The sequence below is a fragment of the Nonomuraea sp. MTCD27 genome (assembly GCF_041950495.1).
GTDB lineage: Bacteria > Actinomycetota > Actinomycetes > Streptosporangiales > Streptosporangiaceae > Nonomuraea.
In genome coordinates this window covers 204216-222620 of record NZ_JBGNUW010000013.1, presented here as the reverse complement: position 1 = coordinate 222620, position 18405 = coordinate 204216, and the positions used below count along the sequence as shown (strand labels likewise).

Sequence of the window (18405 nt, the reverse complement as noted above, 5' to 3'; positions counted from 1 at the left end):
GAGATGTCGCGACTGCCGTTGTCGACCGCGCAATGGGGAATCTGGTTCGCCGGTCAGCTGGGCTCCCCGAACGAGCTCATGAACTGGGGCGAATACCTCGAGATTCGCGGAAGTATCGAGGTGCCGCTGTTCGAGGCGGCGTTGCGCCGCGCGGTGCGCGAGACCGACACCCTGAACATGCGCTTCGCCGTGGACGCCGACGGTGAGCCGTACCAGGTGGTCGAGCCCGACCGCGGGCTGCCCTTCTCGTACGTCGACCTCACCGACCGGCCCGACCCGGCCGCCGCGGCGGTGGCGTGGATGCGGGCCGACGTCGCCAGGCCCGTCGACATCGGCCGCGACGTGCTCTTCGGCGAGGCGCTGTGCAAGATCGACGAGGACCGGTACTTCTGGTACTGGCGGATGCACCACCTGATCATGGACGGCTTCGGGCACGCCATGTTCGTGCGGCGGGTGGCAGAGGTGTACACGGCCCTCGAACGCGGCCAGGCGGTGCCCGAGGCGACCTTCGGCCGGCTGGCCGAGCTGCTGGAGGAGGAGCAGGACTATCTGGCCTCGCCCGAGATCGACCGCGACCGCGACTTCTGGCGCGAGCGGCTGTCGGGGAGCCCGGCGCCGGTCGCCCTCGGCCGCCCGTCGGCCGAGGGCACGACCAAGGTCCTGCGCGGCACCCACCACCTGACCCAGGAGGAGATCGACCGGGTGCGCGGGCTGGCCGCCGAGCTGGGCGTCAAGTGGACGCGGCTGTTCGTCGGGATCATGGCGGCCTTCCTGCACCGCGTCACGGGCACCGAGGACGTGGTGATGAGCCTGCCCCTGACCGGACGCGCCACCGCCAGGGCGCTGAACGTGCCGTCCATGATGTCCAAGGTCGTGCCGTTCCGGGTGGCCGTGCACTCCGACCTGACGGTACGGGAGCTCGTCACGCGCGTGGCCGCGGAGGTCGACGGCGTGCTGGCGCACCAGCGCTACCGCGTGGAGGAGATGCGCAGGGACCTGTCGCTGCCCGGCGGGCAGACGATGTTCTTCGGCGCGCTGCTGAACATCATGCGGTTCGAGCAGGTGGTCCGGTTCGGCGACCGGGAGACCGAGCTGCGCCACTTCATGAGCGGGCGGGTCGAGGACGTCCAGGTCGTGGTGGACAGCCGGGGCACCGGCGACGGGCTGCGCGTCTACGTGGACGCCAACCCGGTCGCCTGGGACGCCGGGGACTTCGCAGCGGGGGAGCGTACCTTCCTGACGTTCCTGCGATCGCTGCTGGCCTCGCCGGTCGATCGGCCGGTCGGCGACGTCGAGCTGCTGGGCTCGGCCGAGCGCGGGCGCATGCGTGCGCTCGGCGCGGGCGCCGGCGGGCCTTCCGAGGTCGAGGAGGGCGTGCACACGCTGTTCGAGCGGCAGGCCCGGGCCACTCCCGGCGCCGTCGCGCTGATCTGCGGCGATCGGCGCGTCAGTTACGCCGAGCTGGACGGCCGGGCGGGCCGGGTGGCGCGCGAGCTGGTGGCGGCCGGGGTCCGCCGGGGCGCCGGTCTGGTCGCGGCGCTGCTCGGCGTGCTGAAGGCCGGGGCCGGTTACACCCTGCTCGACCCCGCCTTCCCCGCCGAGCGGCACACGCTGGTGCTCGGGGAGGTGGGCGCGGCAGCCGTGGTGACGACGGAGGCGCTCGCCGAGGGGCTGACCGGGGCGCACCCCCACATCGTGATCACGGACGACCCCGCCCACGGGGACGGCCCCCGCGAGCCGGGGGTCCCCGTACGGGCCGACGACGTCGCGTGCGTCATGTTCACGTCGGGCTCGACCGGCCGGCCCAAGGGCGTCGTCGCGCCGCACCGGGCGCTGACCTCGACCTTCCTCGGCCAGGACTACCTGGACTTCGGTCCCGGGCACGTGTGGCTGCAGTCCTCGCCGGTGTCGTGGGACGCGTTCGCGCTGGAGGTCTTCGGCGCCCTGCTGCACGGCGGGACGTGCGTGCTGCCGAGCGGGCGGCGGGCCGACCCGGCCGAGATCGCCGAGCTGACCGCCCGGCACGGCGTGACCGTGCTGCAACTGTCGGCGGGCCTGTTCAACGCGCTGCTCGACGAGCGGCCGGAGGTCTTCGCCGGGCTGCGGGTGGCGATGACCGCGGGTGACGTCGCCTCCGTCTCCCACGTGCGCCGCGCCCTGCGGCGCTTCCCGGACCTGGTCGTGCTCAACGGCTACGGGCCGGTGGAGAGCATGGGGTTCACCACCTGCCACCGGATCGCCGAGGCCGACTGCGACCGGCCCTCGATCCCGGTCGGCGTGCCGCTGGCCGGCAAGGGCGTCCGGGTGCTCGACCGCGGGCTGCGGGTGGTCCCGGTCGGCGTGGTGGGCGAGCTGTACGTGTCGGGCGGCGGCCTGGCCCGCGGCTACGCGGGCCGTCCCGGTCTGAGCGCGGACCGGTTCGTGGCCGACCCGCACGGCCCGGCGGGGTCGCGCATGTACCGGACGGGAGACCTCGTACGCTGGCGCCCCGACGGGACGCTGGAGTTCCTCGGCCGGGCCGACGAACAGGTGAAGGTGCGCGGCTTCCGCGTCGAGCCCGGCGAGGTGGAGTCGGCGCTGCGCGAGGTGCCCGGCGTGACCGACGCCGCCGTCCAGGCCGTCGCGGACGCCACCGGAGGCCGGCGGCTGGTCGCCTACCTGGTGGGCGACGCCGGGCCGGGCACCGTACGGGCCGCCCTGGCGGGCGCTCTTCCCGACTACATGGTGCCGGCGGCGTTCGTGCCGATGGCCGCGCTGCCGCTGACGCCCAACGGCAAGCTCGACCGCCGGGCGCTGCCCGCGCCGTCCTTCGGGGGCACCACGGGCGGCCGCGGCCCGCGCGATCCCCGTGAGGAGATCCTCTGCGGGCTGTTCGCCGAGGTGCTCGGCGTCGGTTGGGTGAGCATCGACGACAGCTTCTTCGACCTGGGCGGGCACTCCCTGCTGGCCATCCGGCTGATCTCGCGGATCCGCTCCACGCTGAGCACCGAGCTGACCGTGCCCGAGCTGTTCGCGTCGCCGACCGTGGCGGGCCTCGCCGCGCTGGCCGGCGGTGACCGCGGCGCCAACCTGCGCCTGCTGGCCAGGGACCGGCCCGACCGGGTGCCGCTGTCCTTCGCGCAGCGCAGGTTGTGGTTCCTGGGCGAGTGGGAGGGGCCGAGCGTCACCTACAACGTGCCGATGTCCCTCCGGCTGCGGGGGGCGCTGGACGCGCAGGCGCTGATCGGCGCGATCGGCGACGTGGTGGAGCGGCACGAGAGCCTGCGCACGATCTTCCCCGAGGCCGGGGGCGTGCCCTACCAGCGGGTGGTCGCGGCCGGGCCGGTCGTCGAGCTGGTCGAGTGCGGCCCGGGGGAGCTGGCCGGGCGGATCGAGGAGGCCGTGGGCCGGACCTTCGACCTGGCCGCCGACCTGCCCGTCCGCGGCTGGATCTTCAGAGTGGCGCCGGAGGAGCACGTGCTGCTGCTCGTCGTGCACCACATCGCCGCCGACGGCTGGTCCACGGCGGTGCTCTGCCGTGACCTGTCGGTGGCGTACGCGGCACGCGCCCAGGGGCTCGCCCCGGCCTGGTCGTCCCTGCCGGTCCAGTACGCCGACTATGCCTTGTGGCAGCGGGAACTGCTGGGGGAGGAGGACGATCCGGGCAGCGTGCTGGCGGGGCAGCTGGCGTTCTGGTCGGAGGCGCTGGCCGGCCTGCCCGACCGGCTGGCGTTGCCCGCCGACCGGCCGCGCCCGCAGCGGGGCAGCCAGCGGGGCGAGCACCTGGAGCTGACGATCCCGGCCGAGCTGCACGCGCGGCTGGCGGGGCTGGCCCGGGATTCGCACGCGACGTTGTTCATGGTGGTGCAGTCGGCGCTGGCGGCGTTGCTGACCCGTCTGGGTGCCGGGGGTGACATTCCGATCGGGACGCCGGTGGCGGGTCGGTTGGATGACGCGCTGGACGATCTGGTGGGGTTCTTCGTGAACACGCTGGTGTTGCGGGCGGACACGTCGGGGGATCCGACGTTCCGTGAGCTGATCGGGCGGGTGCGGGCGGCGGACCTGGCCGCGTACGAGCATCAGGACCTGCCGTTCGAGCGGCTGGTCGAGGCGCTCAACCCGGCTCGCGGCGGCCACCACCCGCTCTTCCAGACCATGCTGGCGCTCAACAACGCCACCGCGCACGACCTCGACCTGGCCGGGGTCACGGTCGCGGAGGAGCCCGTCGGCTTCCACGCGGCCAAGTTCGACCTCACCGTCGCGCTGACCGAGCGGCACGACGCCGGCGGCGGGCCGGCCGGGATCGACGGCATGATCGAGTACGCCACTGACCTGTTCGACCGCGACACCGTGCGCGCCTTCGCCGGCCGCCTGGTGAGCCTGCTCGACGCCATGACGGCCGACCCCGACAGCCCCATCAGCGGCCCCGAGCCGCTCACCCCGGACGAGCGCCGCCAGATCCTGCACGACTGGAACGTCACCCCGGACGCCGGCCCGCGCACCGGTGTTCACGAGCTGTTCGAACGCCAGGCGCGCAGCACCCCGGACGCCCCCGCCCTCTCCTACGGCCCGCGCACCCTCACGTACGCCGAACTGGACGCGGAGGCCAACCGGCTCGCCCACCGCCTCGTCGAGCGCGGCGTGGGCCTGGAGGACCGGGTCGCGCTCGCCATGCCCAGCTGCGACCTGTGGGTCATCTCGATCCTGGCGGTGCTCAAGGCGGGCGCCGCGTTCGTGCCGATCGATCCCGGTTACCCGGCCGAGCGCATCCGGTACATGATCGGCGACGCCGCCCCCGCGCTCGTGCTGAGCACCGCCGAATGGGCCACCGGGCTGCCGGCGGACGGCCCGCCCCGGCTGCTGCTGGACGACGCGCTCCCGGGCCCGCTCTCGGGCCCGCTCTCCGGCCCGCTCTCCGGCCCGCTCTCCGGGCCCGTGACCGGGCCCGTGACCGGGCCCGGCCGGGCGGTCCTGCCCGGCAACGCCGCCTACGTCGTCTACACCTCCGGCTCCAGCGGCCGTCCCAAGGGCGTGGTGGTGGCGCACGCCGGGGTGGGCGACATCGTCGCCGCCCAGCGGCACCGCCAGGCGGTGGGACCCGGCAGCCGCGTCCTCCAGCTCGTCTCCACCAGCTTCGACGCGGCGTTGTGGGACCTGTTCGGCGCCGTGCTCTCGGGCGGGACGCTGGTCGTCCCCGCCGGCGAGCGGCCGCTCGGCCAGGACCTGGTCGACTTCGCCGCCGAGCACGGGATCACCCATGTCGCGATCCCGCCCGCCGTCGTGGCGGACCTGCCGCCCAACGGGCTGCCCGCCGGTCTCGCGGTGACGGTGAGCGGTGAGGCGTGCTCACCCGCGCTCGCGGCCACGTGGTCGGTGGGCCGCCGGCTGTTCAACGGCTACGGTCCGACCGAGGCCACGATCGGCGCGACCATGTGGGAGTGCGAGCCCGGCCGCGCGCCGAACCCCGTGCCCATCGGCACCCCGCTGATCGGCAAGAGCGTCTACGTGCTCGACGACTTCCTGCGGCCGGTGCCGGTGGGGGTGGCGGGTGAGCTGTATCTGGGTGGTGCGGGTCTGGCGCGGGGGTATGCGGGGCGTCCCGGGTTGACGGGGGAGCGGTTCGTGGCGTGTCCGTTCGGGGGGTCGCGGATGTACCGGACCGGTGATGTGGTGCGGTGGCGGGCGGGTGGTGTGCTGGAGTTCGTCGGGCGGGTGGACGATCAGGTCAAGTTGCGCGGGTTCCGGGTGGAGCCGGGTGAGGTGGAGGCGGCGCTGACCGCGCATCCGCTGGTCGGCCAGGCGGTGGTCGTGGTCCGCGAGGACGTCGCCGGCGTGCGGCGGCTGGTCGCGTACGTGACGGCCGGCCGGGCGGCGCCCGGCGCGGCGGAGTTGCGCGCGCACGTGGGCGCGCTGCTGCCCGAGTACATGGTGCCGGCGGCGGTCGTCGTCCTGGAGTCGCTGCCGCTCACCCCGAACGGCAAGGTGGACCGGCAGGCCCTGCCCGTGCCCACGTTCGACGGGGCGGCCGACGGCCGGGGCCCGCGCGATGCCCGTGAGGAGATTCTGTGCGGGTTGTTCGCGGAGGTGCTGGGGGTGGAGCGGGTCGGGGTGGATGACGGGTTCTTCGATCTGGGTGGGCATTCGTTGCTGGCGACGCGGTTGATCTCGCGGGTGCGGTCGGTGCTGAGGGCGGAGTTGGGTGTGCGGGAGTTGTTCGCGGATCCGACGGTGGCGGGGATCGCGCGGCGGGTGGTGGCGGGGACGACGCGTCCGGCGTTGGTGCGGGGGGTGCGGCCGGAGGTGGTGCCGTTGTCGTTCGCGCAGCGCAGGTTGTGGTTCCTGCACGAGTGGGAGGGGCCCAGCGCCACCTACAACATCCCGGTCGGCCGGAGGTTGTCCGGGCCGCTGGACGTCGCGGCGCTGACGGCCGCGATCGGCGACGTGGCGGACCGGCACGAGAGCCTGCGCACCGTCCTGCCCGACGACGGCGGCGTGCCGTACCAGCGGGTGCTCGACGCCCGCCCGGCCGTCGAGTTCATCGAGTGCGCGGAGGAGGAGCTGGGGGCGCGCATCGGCGAGGCCGTCGGCCGGCCGTTCGACCTGGCCACCGACCTGCCGGTACGGGTGCTGCTGTGCCGCGTCGCGGCGGACGAGCACGTGCTCGTCGTGGTCATGCACCACATCGCCGCCGACGGCTGGTCGATGGGGCCGTTCTGCCGTGACCTGTCGGTGGCGTACGCGGCGCGGGTTGCGGGCGGGATGCCGGAGTGGGCGCCGTTGCCGGTCCAGTACGCCGACTATGCGCTGTGGCAGCGGGAGCTGCTGGGGGAGGAGGGCGATCCGGGCAGTGTGCTGGCGGGGCAGCTGGCGTTCTGGTCGGAGGCGCTGGCCGGTCTGCCCGACCTGCTGGCGTTGCCGGTCGACCGGCCGCGCCCGGCCCGGCCCAGTTACCGGGGAGATCAGGTGCGGCTGGCCGTCCCGGCGGAGGTGCACGCGCGGTTGGCGGGGCTGGCCCGGGATTCGCACGCGACGTTGTTCATGGTGGTGCAGTCGGCGTTGGCGGCGTTGCTGACCCGTCTGGGTGCCGGGGGTGACATTCCGATCGGGACGCCGGTGGCGGGTCGGTTGGATGACGCGCTGGACGATCTGGTGGGGTTCTTCGTGAACACGCTGGTGGTGCGGGCGGACACGTCGGGGGATCCGACGTTCCGTGAGCTGATCGGGCGGGTGCGGGCGGCGGACCTGGCCGCGTACGAGCATCAGGACCTGCCGTTCGAGCGGCTGGTCGAGGCGCTCAACCCACCCCGGGGCGGCCACCACCCCCTCTTCCAGACCTCCCTCGGGGTCGACGACGCCACCGTCGGCGACCTCGACCTCGACGGGCTCACGGCGACCGAGGAGCCGGTCGACCTCCGCGTGTCGAAGTTCGACCTCACCTTCGCCGTCACCGAGCACGACGCCGGGCTCGACTGCGTCATCGGCTACGCCACCGACCTGTTCGACGAGGACACCGTCCGCTCGATCGGGCACCGCTTCCTGAAGGTCCTGGAGGCGATGGCCGCCGACCCCGGGACCCGCATCGGGCAGGTCGACGTGCTGGAGCCGGCCGAGCGGGCCTTCGCCGGAACCGGGATCTACGTGCTCGACGACGCGCTGTCCCCGCTCCCCGCGGGCGCGGTGGGGGAGCTGTACGTCTCCGGCTCCTACCTCGGCCGGGACCACGCCGGCGCGGGCGCCGACCGGCTCGTGGCCGACCCCTTCGACCGCACCGGCGGCCGGATGTACCGGACCGGCGACCTGGTGCGCCGGAGCCTGGACGGCGGGCTGGACCTCGTCCCGCCCGCCGGGCCCTCGGAGGCCGGGCTCCGCGAGCCGACCGGCCGCGGACCGCGCGACCCGCGCGAGGAGATCCTGTGCGGCCTGTTCGCCGAGGTGCTCGGGCTGCCCTCGATCGGCATCGACGACAACTTCTTCGCCCTGGGCGGCTACTCGCTGCTGGCCACCCGGCTGATCTCACGCATCCGCTCGACGCTGGGCGTCGAGGTCAACGTCAGGGAGCTGTTCGTCGCGCCGACCGTGGCCGGGCTCGCCGCGCGCTGGGACGAGAGCCGCGACCTGCGCCCCGCCCTCGTCCCCCTGCCGCGCCCCGACGCGGTGCCACTCTCCTACGCCCAGCAGCGGCTGTGGTTCCTGCGGGAGTGGGAGGGCCCCAGCGACACCTACAACATCCCCATGGCCTTCCGCCTGTCCGGCCGGCCGGACACGGACGCGCTGACCCGCGCGCTGAACGACGTCGTCGCCCGGCACGAGAGCCTGCGTACCCTGTTCCCCGCCGAGGGCGGCGTCGCCCGCCAGCAGATCGTGGACGCCGACCTGGCCAGGCCGTTCTTCTCGGTACGCGCCTGCGCCCCCGACGAGTTGCCCGCGATCGTGGCGGAGGCCGCCGGGCACGTCTTCGACCTGGCCGCCGAGCTGCCCATCCGGGCCTGGCTGTGCACCACCGACCCGGAGGAGCACGTCCTCGTGCTGGTCGTGCACCACATCGCCGCCGACGGCTGGTCCGGGGACGTGCTCTGCCGCGACCTCGCCACCGCCTACACCGCGCGCACCGCCGGCCAGGCCCCCAGCTGGGACCCGCTCCCCGTCCAGTACGCGGACTACACGCTGTGGCAGCGCGCGCTGCTCGGCGGCGACGGTGACCCGGACAGCGTCTTCTCCCGCCAGCTCGCCCACTGGGCCGAGCGGCTGGACGGCCTGCCCGACCAGCTCGAACTGCCCGCCGACCGGCCCAGACCGGCCGCGCCCAGCCACACGGGCGCGCTCGTCGAGCTGGAGGTGGCCGCGGAGCTGCACGGGCGGCTGGTCGAGCTGGCCAGGGAGAGCGACGGCACCGTGTTCATGGTCCTGCAGGCCGCCCTCGCCGCGCTGCTGACCCGCCTGGGCGCCGGGACCGACATCCCGATCGGCACCCCGGTGGCCGGGCGCGCCGACGACGCGCTGGACGACCTCGTCGGGTTCTTCGTCAACACGCTCGTGCTGCGTACCGACACCTCGGGCAACCCCACCTTCCGTGAGCTGCTCGCCGGCGTGCGTGAGGTGGACCTCGACGCCTTCACGCATCAGGACCTGCCGTTCGAGCGGCTGGTCGAGGCGCTCAACCCGGTCCGCTCGGCCGCACACCACCCGCTCTTCCAGGTCATGCTGGTGCTCCGGAACGACGATCCGGCGCCGTTCGAGCTGCCCGGCGTGCGCGTCTCGGATCACCGGGTCGGCTTCCGGGTCGCCAAGTTCGACCTCACGCTCGGGCTCGCCGAACGGTACGGCGACGACGGCCGCCCTCTCGGGCTGCGCGGCGGCCTGGAGTACAGCACCGACCTGTTCGACGAGGACACCGCGTGCTCGCTGGCCGGGCGCCTGCTCCGCCTGCTCGACGCGGTCGCGGCCGACCCGGACCGGCCCATCGGCGACATCGACGTGCTCGCCCCCGACGAGCGCCGCCGCCTCCTGGCCGGGTGGAACGGCGACCAGCCCGGCCAGGCGGCCGAGCCGGGTGGCAGTGTGGTCGAGCTGATCAGGTCGCGGGCCGGGCAGACCCCCGGTGCGATCGCGCTGAGCTGCGAGGACCGCCGGGTGAGCTACGCCGGGCTGGTCGAGCAGGCCGACCGGCTGGCTCACCGGCTGCTGCGGCTGGGCACCGAGCCCGGGCAGGTCGTCGCGGTGATGACCGGGGCCCGGCCCGAGCTGGTGATCGCGATGCTCGGCGTCATGGCGGCCGGCAAGGCGTTCCTCCTGCTCGACCCCGACACCCCGGCCCCGAGGCTGGCGGCGATGCTGCGCGACGCGGACGCCGAAGCGGTGATCGCCACGCCCGAGCTGGCGGCGTCGCTCGGCGGCGTCGACCTGCCCGTCCTGCGCCCCGACGGCCCCCCGGCCGACCCGCGGGCCCTCCCGGAGCTCGACCCCGCCGGCCTGGCCTGCGTCTTCTTCACCTCGGGCTCCACCGGACGGCCGAAGGGCTCGATGTTCGTCCACGGCGAGCTGGCACGGTACGCCGCGACGATGTCCGGCGTCCTGGGCCTCACCGCCGACGACCGCATCCTCCAGGTCGCCGGCGTCTCCTTCGACGTGATCCTGGAGGAGGTCCTGCCGGCGCTGCTGGCCGGGGCGTGCGTGGTCCTGCCCGGGGCCGCCGGGCTCACCACCGTGACCGACCTCGCCGGCCACCTGGAGGCCCAGCGCATCACCGGCTTCGAGGTGACCACGCCCTACTGGCACGAATGGGTCGACATCCTCACCCGCGAGGGGCGCCGGCTGCCGGAGTCGCTCCGGTTCGTGATCATCGGTGGCGAGCGGGTCTCGCCGGACCACCTGCGGCGCTGGCGCCCGCTGGGCGCGGCCCGGCTGTTCAACGTGTACGGCCTGACCGAGGCGACCTGCACCTCCACCGTCCACGAACTCACCCCGGCCGACCGCTCGCTGCCGATCGGACGGCCGCTGGCCGGCGTCCGGCCCTTCGTGCTCGACGACTTCCTGCGGCCGGTGCCGGTGGGGGTGGCGGGTGAGCTGTATCTGGGTGGTGCGGGTCTGGCGCGGGGGTATGCGGGGCGTCCCGGGTTGACGGGGGAGCGGTTCGTGGCGTGTCCGTTCGGGGGGTCGCGGATGTACCGGACCGGTGATGTGGTGCGGTGGCGGGCGGGTGGTGTGCTGGAGTTCGTCGGGCGGGTGGACGATCAGGTCAAGTTGCGCGGGTTCCGGGTGGAGCCGGGTGAGGTGGAGGCGGCGCTGACCGCGCATCCGCTGGTCGGCCAGGCGGTGGTCGTGGTCCACGAGGACGTCGCCGGTGAGCGGCGCCTGGTGGCCTACCTCGTGCCGGCCACAGGCGACCTGCCCGGTGTCCCGGACCTGCGCGCGCACGTGGGCGCGCTGCTGCCCGAGTACATGGTGCCGGCGGCTTTCGTGCCGCTGGCGGCGCTGCCCCTGACCCGGACCGGCAAGCTCGACCGGCGCGCGCTGCCGGCCCCCGCCTTCGACGGGGCGGCCGGGGGCCGGGGCCCGCGCGATGCCCGTGAGGAGATTCTGTGCGGGTTGTTCGCGGAGGTGCTGGGGGTGGAGCGGGTCGGGGTGGATGACGGGTTCTTCGATCTGGGTGGGCATTCGTTGCTGGCGACGCGGTTGATCTCGCGGGTGCGGTCGGTGCTGGGGGTGGAGTTGGGTGTGCGGGAGTTGTTCGCGGATCCGACGGTGGCGGGGATCGCGCGTCGGGTGGTGGCGGGGACGACGCGTCCGGCGTTGGTGCGGGGGGTGCGGCCGGAGGTGGTGCCGTTGTCGTTCGCGCAGCGCAGGTTGTGGTTCCTGCACGAGTGGGAGGGGCCCAGCGCCACCTACAACATCCCGGTCGCGGTGCGCTGGTCGGGAAGCCTCGACCGGCGGGCCCTCATCGCCGCGATCGGCGACGTGGCCGACCGGCACGAGAGCCTGCGCACCGTCTTCCCCGCCGTCGAGGGCGTGCCGTACCAGCGGGTCGTGGCGGATCGGCCGGCCGTCGAGGTGGTCGAGTGCGCGGAGGAGGAGCTGGGGACGCTCATCGGCGCCGCCGTCCGGCACGCCTTCGACCTGGCCGCCGAGCCGCCGGTCCGGGCCTGGCTGTTCGCGCTCGGCGAGCGGGAGCACGTGCTGGTCATCGTGCTGCACCACATCGCCGCCGACGGCTGGTCGATGACCCCTCTGGGCCGCGACCTCGCCCGCGCCTACGCGGCCCGGGCCGAGGGGCGGGCGCCGGACTGGGCGCCGCTGCCCGTCCAGTACGCCGACTACGCGCTGTGGCAGCGGGAGTTACTGGGCGACCAGGACGACCCGGACAGCATCCTGGCCCGGCAGACCGCCTACTGGTCGGCCACGCTGGCCGGCCTGCCCGACCGGCTCGCGCTGCCCGCCGACCGGCCGCACCCGGTCCGGCCCACCGGGCAGGGCGCGGCGCTGCCCTTCGCCATCCCGGCCGGCCTGCACGCCCGGCTCCTGGAGCTGGGCCGCGAGTCGCACGCCACGCTGTTCATGGTGCTGCACACGGCGCTGGCCGCGCTGCTGACGCGGCTCGGCTCCGGGACCGACATCCCGATCGGCACCCCGGTGGCCGGGCGCGCCGACGACGCGCTGGACGACGCCATCGGCTTCTTCGTCAACACGCTGGTGCTGCGCGCCGACACCGGCGGCCACCCCAGCTTCCGCGAGCTGATCGGCCGGGTCCGGGCCGCCGACCTGGCCGCGTACGAACACCAGGACCTGCCGTTCGAGCGGGTCGTCGAAGCGCTCAACCCCGAGCGCACCGGCGACCACCACCTGCTCTTCCAGACCATGCTCAGCGTCGACAGGAGCCTGCCGCCCGGCGAGTTCGAGCTGCCCGGCCTGCGCGCCTCGTTCGTGCCCGCCCCGCTCGGCGGGGCCAAGTTCGACCTCTCCTTCGACCTGGTCGAGGAGCACGACGGCGGCGGGCGGCCGACCGGCGTCCACGGAGAGATCGAGTACAGCACGGACCTGTTCGACCACGGCACGATCGCCGCCATGGCCGGACGCTTCCTCCGGCTGATCGAGGCGATGGCCGACGACCCGGAGCAGCCGATCAGCCGGCCCGACCTGCTCGACCCCGGCGAGCGGCACCACTTCGTCGTCGAGTGGAACGACACGGGCACCCATGACCGCCCCGCCCACCAGGCCGTCCACCACCTGTTCGAGCAGCAGGCCCGCCGCCGCCCGGACACCGTGGCCGTGGTGTGCGGGCTGGAGTCGCTCACGTTCGCGCAGCTCGACCGGCGGGCCAACCGGATCGCCCACCACCTCCTGGCCAACGGGGCGGTCCGGGGCGGCATTGTCGGCGTGCACCTGGACCGCGGCGTGGAGCTGGTCGCCGCGCTGCTGGGCGTGCTCAAGGCGGGCGCCGCCTACGTGCCGCTGGAGCCCGCCCACCCGGCCGAGCGGCTGGCGTTCCTGCTCGCCGACACCGGCGCGTCCCTGGTGCTGACGCGGGGCGGCCTCGACGTCGCGCCGCCCGGCGTGACGATGGTCGACCTGGACGACGACCGGGCGGCCGTCTCGGCCCGACCCGCCGGGAACCCGGGGGTGGACGTGCGCCCGGGCGACCTCGCGTACGTGATCCACACCTCCGGCACCACGGGCCGGCCCAAGGGCGTGATGGTCGAGCACGGCAACCTGCTGAGCCTCGTTCGCACCTGCGACCGCCAGTTCGGTCTGTCGGCCATGGAGCCGCGGGCCGTCTCGGTGTCCGGGGTCTCCGTCGACCTGTTCTTCGGCGACATGATCAGGTCGATCATGTTCGGCGGGACGCTCACGATCAGCCCGATCGAGGTCACCCTCGACCCGGCCAGGCTGCTGGAGCTGCTGGACACGTCGGCGGCGACGGGTCTGGAGATCGCTCCCTCGCTGCTGCGGCCGCTGGTGCGGGAGGCCGTGCGGCAGGGCCGCGCGTTCCCCGCGCTGCGCCACCTCACGGTCGGTTCCGAGGGCTGGCCGGTCGCCGACTGCCTGGAGCTGCTGGAGCTGCTCCCGCCGGGGGCGCTGGCCTTCAACGTCTACGGCACCACCGAGGTCACCGCGGACGCCACCGTCTACTCGCCGGGGTCCTCATCGGAGGGCGAGCGGTACGTACCGATCGGCCGGCCGCTGCCGGGCGTCCGGATCTACGTCCTGGACCAGGGCTTGATGGCGGTCCCGCCGGGCGTCCCGGGCGAGCTGTACGTGGCGGGCGGCGGCGTGGCCCGCGGCTACCTGGGCCGTCCCGGGCGGACCGCCGGCGCGTTCGTGGCCGACCCGTTCGGTCCCGCCGGGTCGCGGATCTACCGCACCGGCGACAGGGTCAGGCTCCGGGCCGACGGCGAGCTGGAGTTCCTCGGCCGCTTCGACGACCAGATGAAGATCCGCGGCTTCCGCGTCGAGGCGAGCGAGGTCGAGACCGCCATGCGGAACGTGCCCGGCGTCCGGGAGGCAGCCGTCGCCCTGCACCGCGACGACTCCGGGACCGAGCGCCTGGTCGGCTACCCCGTCGGCGACGTGACACCGGCCGGCCTGCGGTCCGCGCTGGTCGCGGCGCTGCCCGAGCACATGGTGCCGTCGGCGTTCGTGCCGCTGGAGTCGCTGCCGCTCACCCCGAACGGGAAGGTGGACCGGCGGGCGCTGCCCGCGCCAGAGCCCGCCGGAAGCGTGACGGGACGCGCGCCGCGCGGCCCGCGCGAGGAGATCCTGTGCGGCCTGTTCGCGGAGGTGCTCGGGCTGCCCTCGATCGGCGTGGACGACGACTTCTTCGCTTCGGGCGGGCACTCGCTGCTGGCCACCCGGTTGATCTCGCGCATCCGGTCGTCGCTGGGCGTCGAGCTGAGCGTGCGCGACCTGTTCGCGGACCCGACCGTGGCGGGCGTCGCCCGGCGGGCCGCCTCCGGGGTCGTCCGGCCCGCGCCGGCGCCCGCGGCCAGGCCGGAGCGGATCCCCCTGTCCTACGCCCAGCAGCGGTTGTGGTTCCTCAACCAGTGGGAGGGCGAGAACGCCACCTACAACGTGCCGATGTCCGTCCGGCTCCGCGGCCCGCTGGACGTGGCGGCGCTGACGGCCGCGATCGGCGACGTCGTGGGGCGGCACGAGGCGCTGCGGACGATCTTCCCCGAGGCCGGCGGCGTGCCGTACCAGCGGGTCCTCGACTCCGCCGGGCCGGACATGGAGCTCGCGGACGTCACCGAGGCCGAGGTGCGCCGGGCGCTGGCCGAGGCCGCGCACCAGCCGTTCGACCTGGCCGGGGAGCCGCCGATCAGGGCCCGGCTGTTCCGGCTGGGGGCGGAGGAGCACGTGCTGCTGCTCGTCATGCACCACATCGCCGCCGACGGCTGGTCCACGGGCGTGCTCTGCCGTGACCTGTCGGTGGCGTACGCGGCGCGGGTGGCGGGCGGGGCGCCGGAGTGGGCGCCGTTGCCGGTCCAGTACGCCGACTACGCGCTGTGGCAGCGGGATCTGCTGGGGGAGGAGGACGATCCGGGCAGCGTGCTGGCGGGGCAGCTGGCGTTCTGGTCGGAGGCGCTGGCCGGTCTGCCCGACCTGCTCGCGCTGCCGGTCGACCGGCCGCGCCCGGCCCGGCCCAGTTACCGGGGCGATCACGTGCGGCTGGCCGTCCCGGCGGAGGTGCACGCGCGGCTGGCGGGGCTGGCCCGGGATTCGCACGCGACGTTGTTCATGGTGGTGCAGTCGGCGCTGGCGGCGTTGCTGACCCGTCTGGGTGCCGGGGGTGACATTCCGATCGGGACGCCGGTGGCGGGTCGGTTGGATGACGCGCTGGACGATCTGGTGGGGTTCTTCGTGAACACGCTGGTGTTGCGGGCGGACACGTCGGGGGATCCGACGTTCCGTGAGCTGATCGGGCGGGTGCGGGCGGCGGACCTGGCCGCGTACGAGCATCAGGATCTGCCGTTCGAGCGGCTGGTCGAGGCGCTCAACCCGGCCCGCGGCAACCACCACCCCCTCTTCCAGACCCTGTTCGCGCTGCACCACGACGGCGAGTTCGACCTGCCCCTGCACGGCCTGCACACCGCCTACGAGGATGTGCCGCTCGACGTCGTCCAGTTCGACCTCGGGTTCGTCATGAGCGAGCAGTACGACGGCGACGGCGCGCCCGGCGGCCTGCTCGGCGTCGTCGAGTACGCCACCGACCTGTTCGACCGCGACAGCGTGGAGCGGCTCGTGCGCCGCTTCCAGCACCTGCTCGCGGCCATGGTGGACGGCCCCGACCGGCGCATCGACGAGGTCGAGCTGCTCTCGGCCGACGAGCGGGAGACGCTGCTGACCGAGTGGAACGGCACACCGTGGCAGGTGCCGGAGACGACGCTGACCGAGCTGGTCGAGGCACGGGCGGCGAGCGCGCCGGACGCGGTGGCGGTCGTCTCGGAGGACCGCGAGCTGACCTACGCGGAGCTGGACGCCCGCGCGAGCCGGCTCGCCCACCACCTCGTCTCCCTCGGCGTCGGGCCCGAGTCCCTGGTCGCGGTCGCGCTGCCCAGATCCGAGCAGCTCATCGTGGCGCTGCTCGCGGTGCTCAAGGCCGGTGGCGCCTACCTGCCCATCGACCTGGCCTATCCCGCCTCCCGCGTCGCCTACGTGCTGGAGGACGCCCGGCCGGTGCTGCTGCTGACCGTCTTCGACGGCCTCGCGGGCACGCCGGTGCCGACACTGAACCTCGACGACCCGGACGTCGCCGTGACACTCGCCGCGTACCCGGACGCCGGGCCGCGCGCCAGCGCCTCGGCCGCCCATCCCGCCTACGTCATCTACACCTCGGGCTCGACCGGCCGGCCGAAGGGGGTCGTCGTCGCGCACGGCAGCGCGGTCAACCTCCTGCACACCACCCGTGAGGAGCTCGGGCTGGGCCCCGGCGACGTGTGGACGATGTTCCACTCCTACGCCTTCGACTTCTCGGTCTGGGAGATCTGGGGCGCGCTGGCCACCGGCGGACAGGTGGTGGTGGTGCCGTCCAAGGTGATCCACCAGCCGGAGGCGTTCTGGCGGCTCATGCGGGAGCGCGGCGTCACGGTGCTGAGCCAGACGCCGTCCAGCTTCCGCGAGCTGCTGCGTACGGCGGGCGAGTCCGGCGGGCCGCTGCCCGCCCTCCGCATGGTGATCTTCGGTGGCGAGGGGCTCAGACAGGACCACGTCCGCGGCTGGTACGAGGCGTTCCCCGACGCCGCCACCCGGCTCGTCAACATGTACGGCATCACCGAGACCACCGTCCACGTCACCGCCCAGGAGCTGTGCTGGGAGGAGGTCCGGCGGCACGACCGTGTCTCCGCCGGCCGCTCGCTGCCCAACTACCGGACGTACGTGCTGGACGGCGGCCTGAGCCCGGTCCCCGTCGGCGTGACCGGCGAGGTGTACGTGGCGGGCGACGGCCAGGCCCGCGGCTACCTCGGCCGCCCCGGACTCACCGCGAGCAGGTTCGTGGCCAGCCCGTTCGACCCGGGGCAGCGCATGTACCGGTCCGGCGATCTGGCCAGGTGGCGGGCCGGCGGCGTGCTGGAGTTCGCCGGCCGCAGCGACGACCAGGTCAAGATCCGCGGGTTCCGCATCGAGCTGGGCGAGATCGAGACGGCGCTCGCCGGGCACCCCGCCATCGCGCAGGCGGCCGTGATCGTCAGGGAGGACCGCCCGGACGATCGGCGCCTGGTCGCCTACCTGGTGCCGGCGTCCGGGGACCTGCCCGCCGTCCCCGACCTGCGGGCGCACGTGGGCGCGCTGCTGCCCGACCACATGGTGCCGTCGGCGTTCGTGCCGCTGGCGTCGCTGCCGCTGACCATCAACGGCAAGCTCGACGTGCGCGCCCTGCCCGCGCCCGAGCTCACCGGCCCGGCCGGCGGCCGGGGCCCGCGCAACCCCCGCGAGGAGGTGCTCTGCGGGCTGTTCGCCGAGGTGCTCGAGGTGGGCCGGGTCGGCATCGACGACAACTTCTTCGACCTGGGCGGCCACTCGCTGTCGGCGACCCGGGTGGTCGCCCGGACAAGGTCCACGCTGGGGATCGAGGTGAGCCTGCAGGAGCTGTTCCACGCGCCCACCGTCGCCGGGATCTGCGAGCTGGTCGACAGCAGGGACGCCGGAGGAGCCCAGCCGACGAGCATCCTGCTCAGGCTGCGCGACCGGGGGAGCAGGCCGCCGCTGTTCTGCGTGCATCCGGCCACCGGACTGGCCTGGTGCTACACCGGGCTGCTGCAGCACCTGGGCCCGGACCGGCCGGTGTACGGCCTGCAGACGCGCGGCATCGGCGCCGACACGACGCGCCACGCCTCGCTCGCGGAGCTGGTCGACGACTATCTCGACCACGTCCGGCAGGTCCAGCCCACCGGGCCCTACCACCTGCTGGGCTGGTCGCTCGGCGGCGGCATCGCGCACGCGATGGCCTGCCGGCTGCAGGAGCAGGGCGAGGAGGTCGCCCTGCTGGCCATGATGGACGCCTACCCGCCGGACGACTCCTGGCGGGACGACCAGCCCACCAGCAACTGGGTGGCCGAGCTGATGGAGCGCGAGGGTGCCGGGCAGATCCGGCTCGATCCCGAGCTGATCGAGGAACTGTTCGCGGCCTCCATGCGCAACCAGGACATCGTGCTCGGCGAGACTCCGGGGCTGTTCCACGGCGACCTGGTGTTCTTCACCGCGACGCTGGGCCGCGAGCCCGACACCCCGACCTCGGACGAATGGTCCGCCTTCATCGACGGGGAGGTCCTCGACCACTCCGTGCACTGCGAGCACCTCGACATGACCCGCCCGGAGCCGCTCCGGGAGATCGCCATGGAGCTCGTCCGCGTACTCGAGCCGTCGGCCGAATAGGCCCGGCCCTTTTCCGAAACTCTCGCCGGGTGGCCCGTCCACCCGGCGGGCCAGAATTCCTGG

1 protein-coding gene is annotated in these 18405 nt (G+C 74.2%); it reads left to right on the top strand.

The window, feature by feature from the left end; translation table 11 throughout:
* The first annotated feature begins 3 nt into the window (after positions 1 to 3).
* The gene (locus ACBJ59_RS34255) at positions 4 to 18342 is read left to right on the top strand and encodes a non-ribosomal peptide synthase/polyketide synthase (protein WP_375114335.1); all 18339 of its coding nucleotides are present in this window, start codon (positions 4 to 6) and stop codon (positions 18340 to 18342) included.
* Positions 18343 to 18405: the final 63 nt, after the last annotated feature.

Excerpts from the sequence above, each read along its gene's own strand:
- ACBJ59_RS34255 (WP_375114335.1), top strand. The coding sequence starts at position 4 with ATGTCGCGACTGCCGTTGTCGACCGCGCAATGGGGAATCTGGTTCGCC.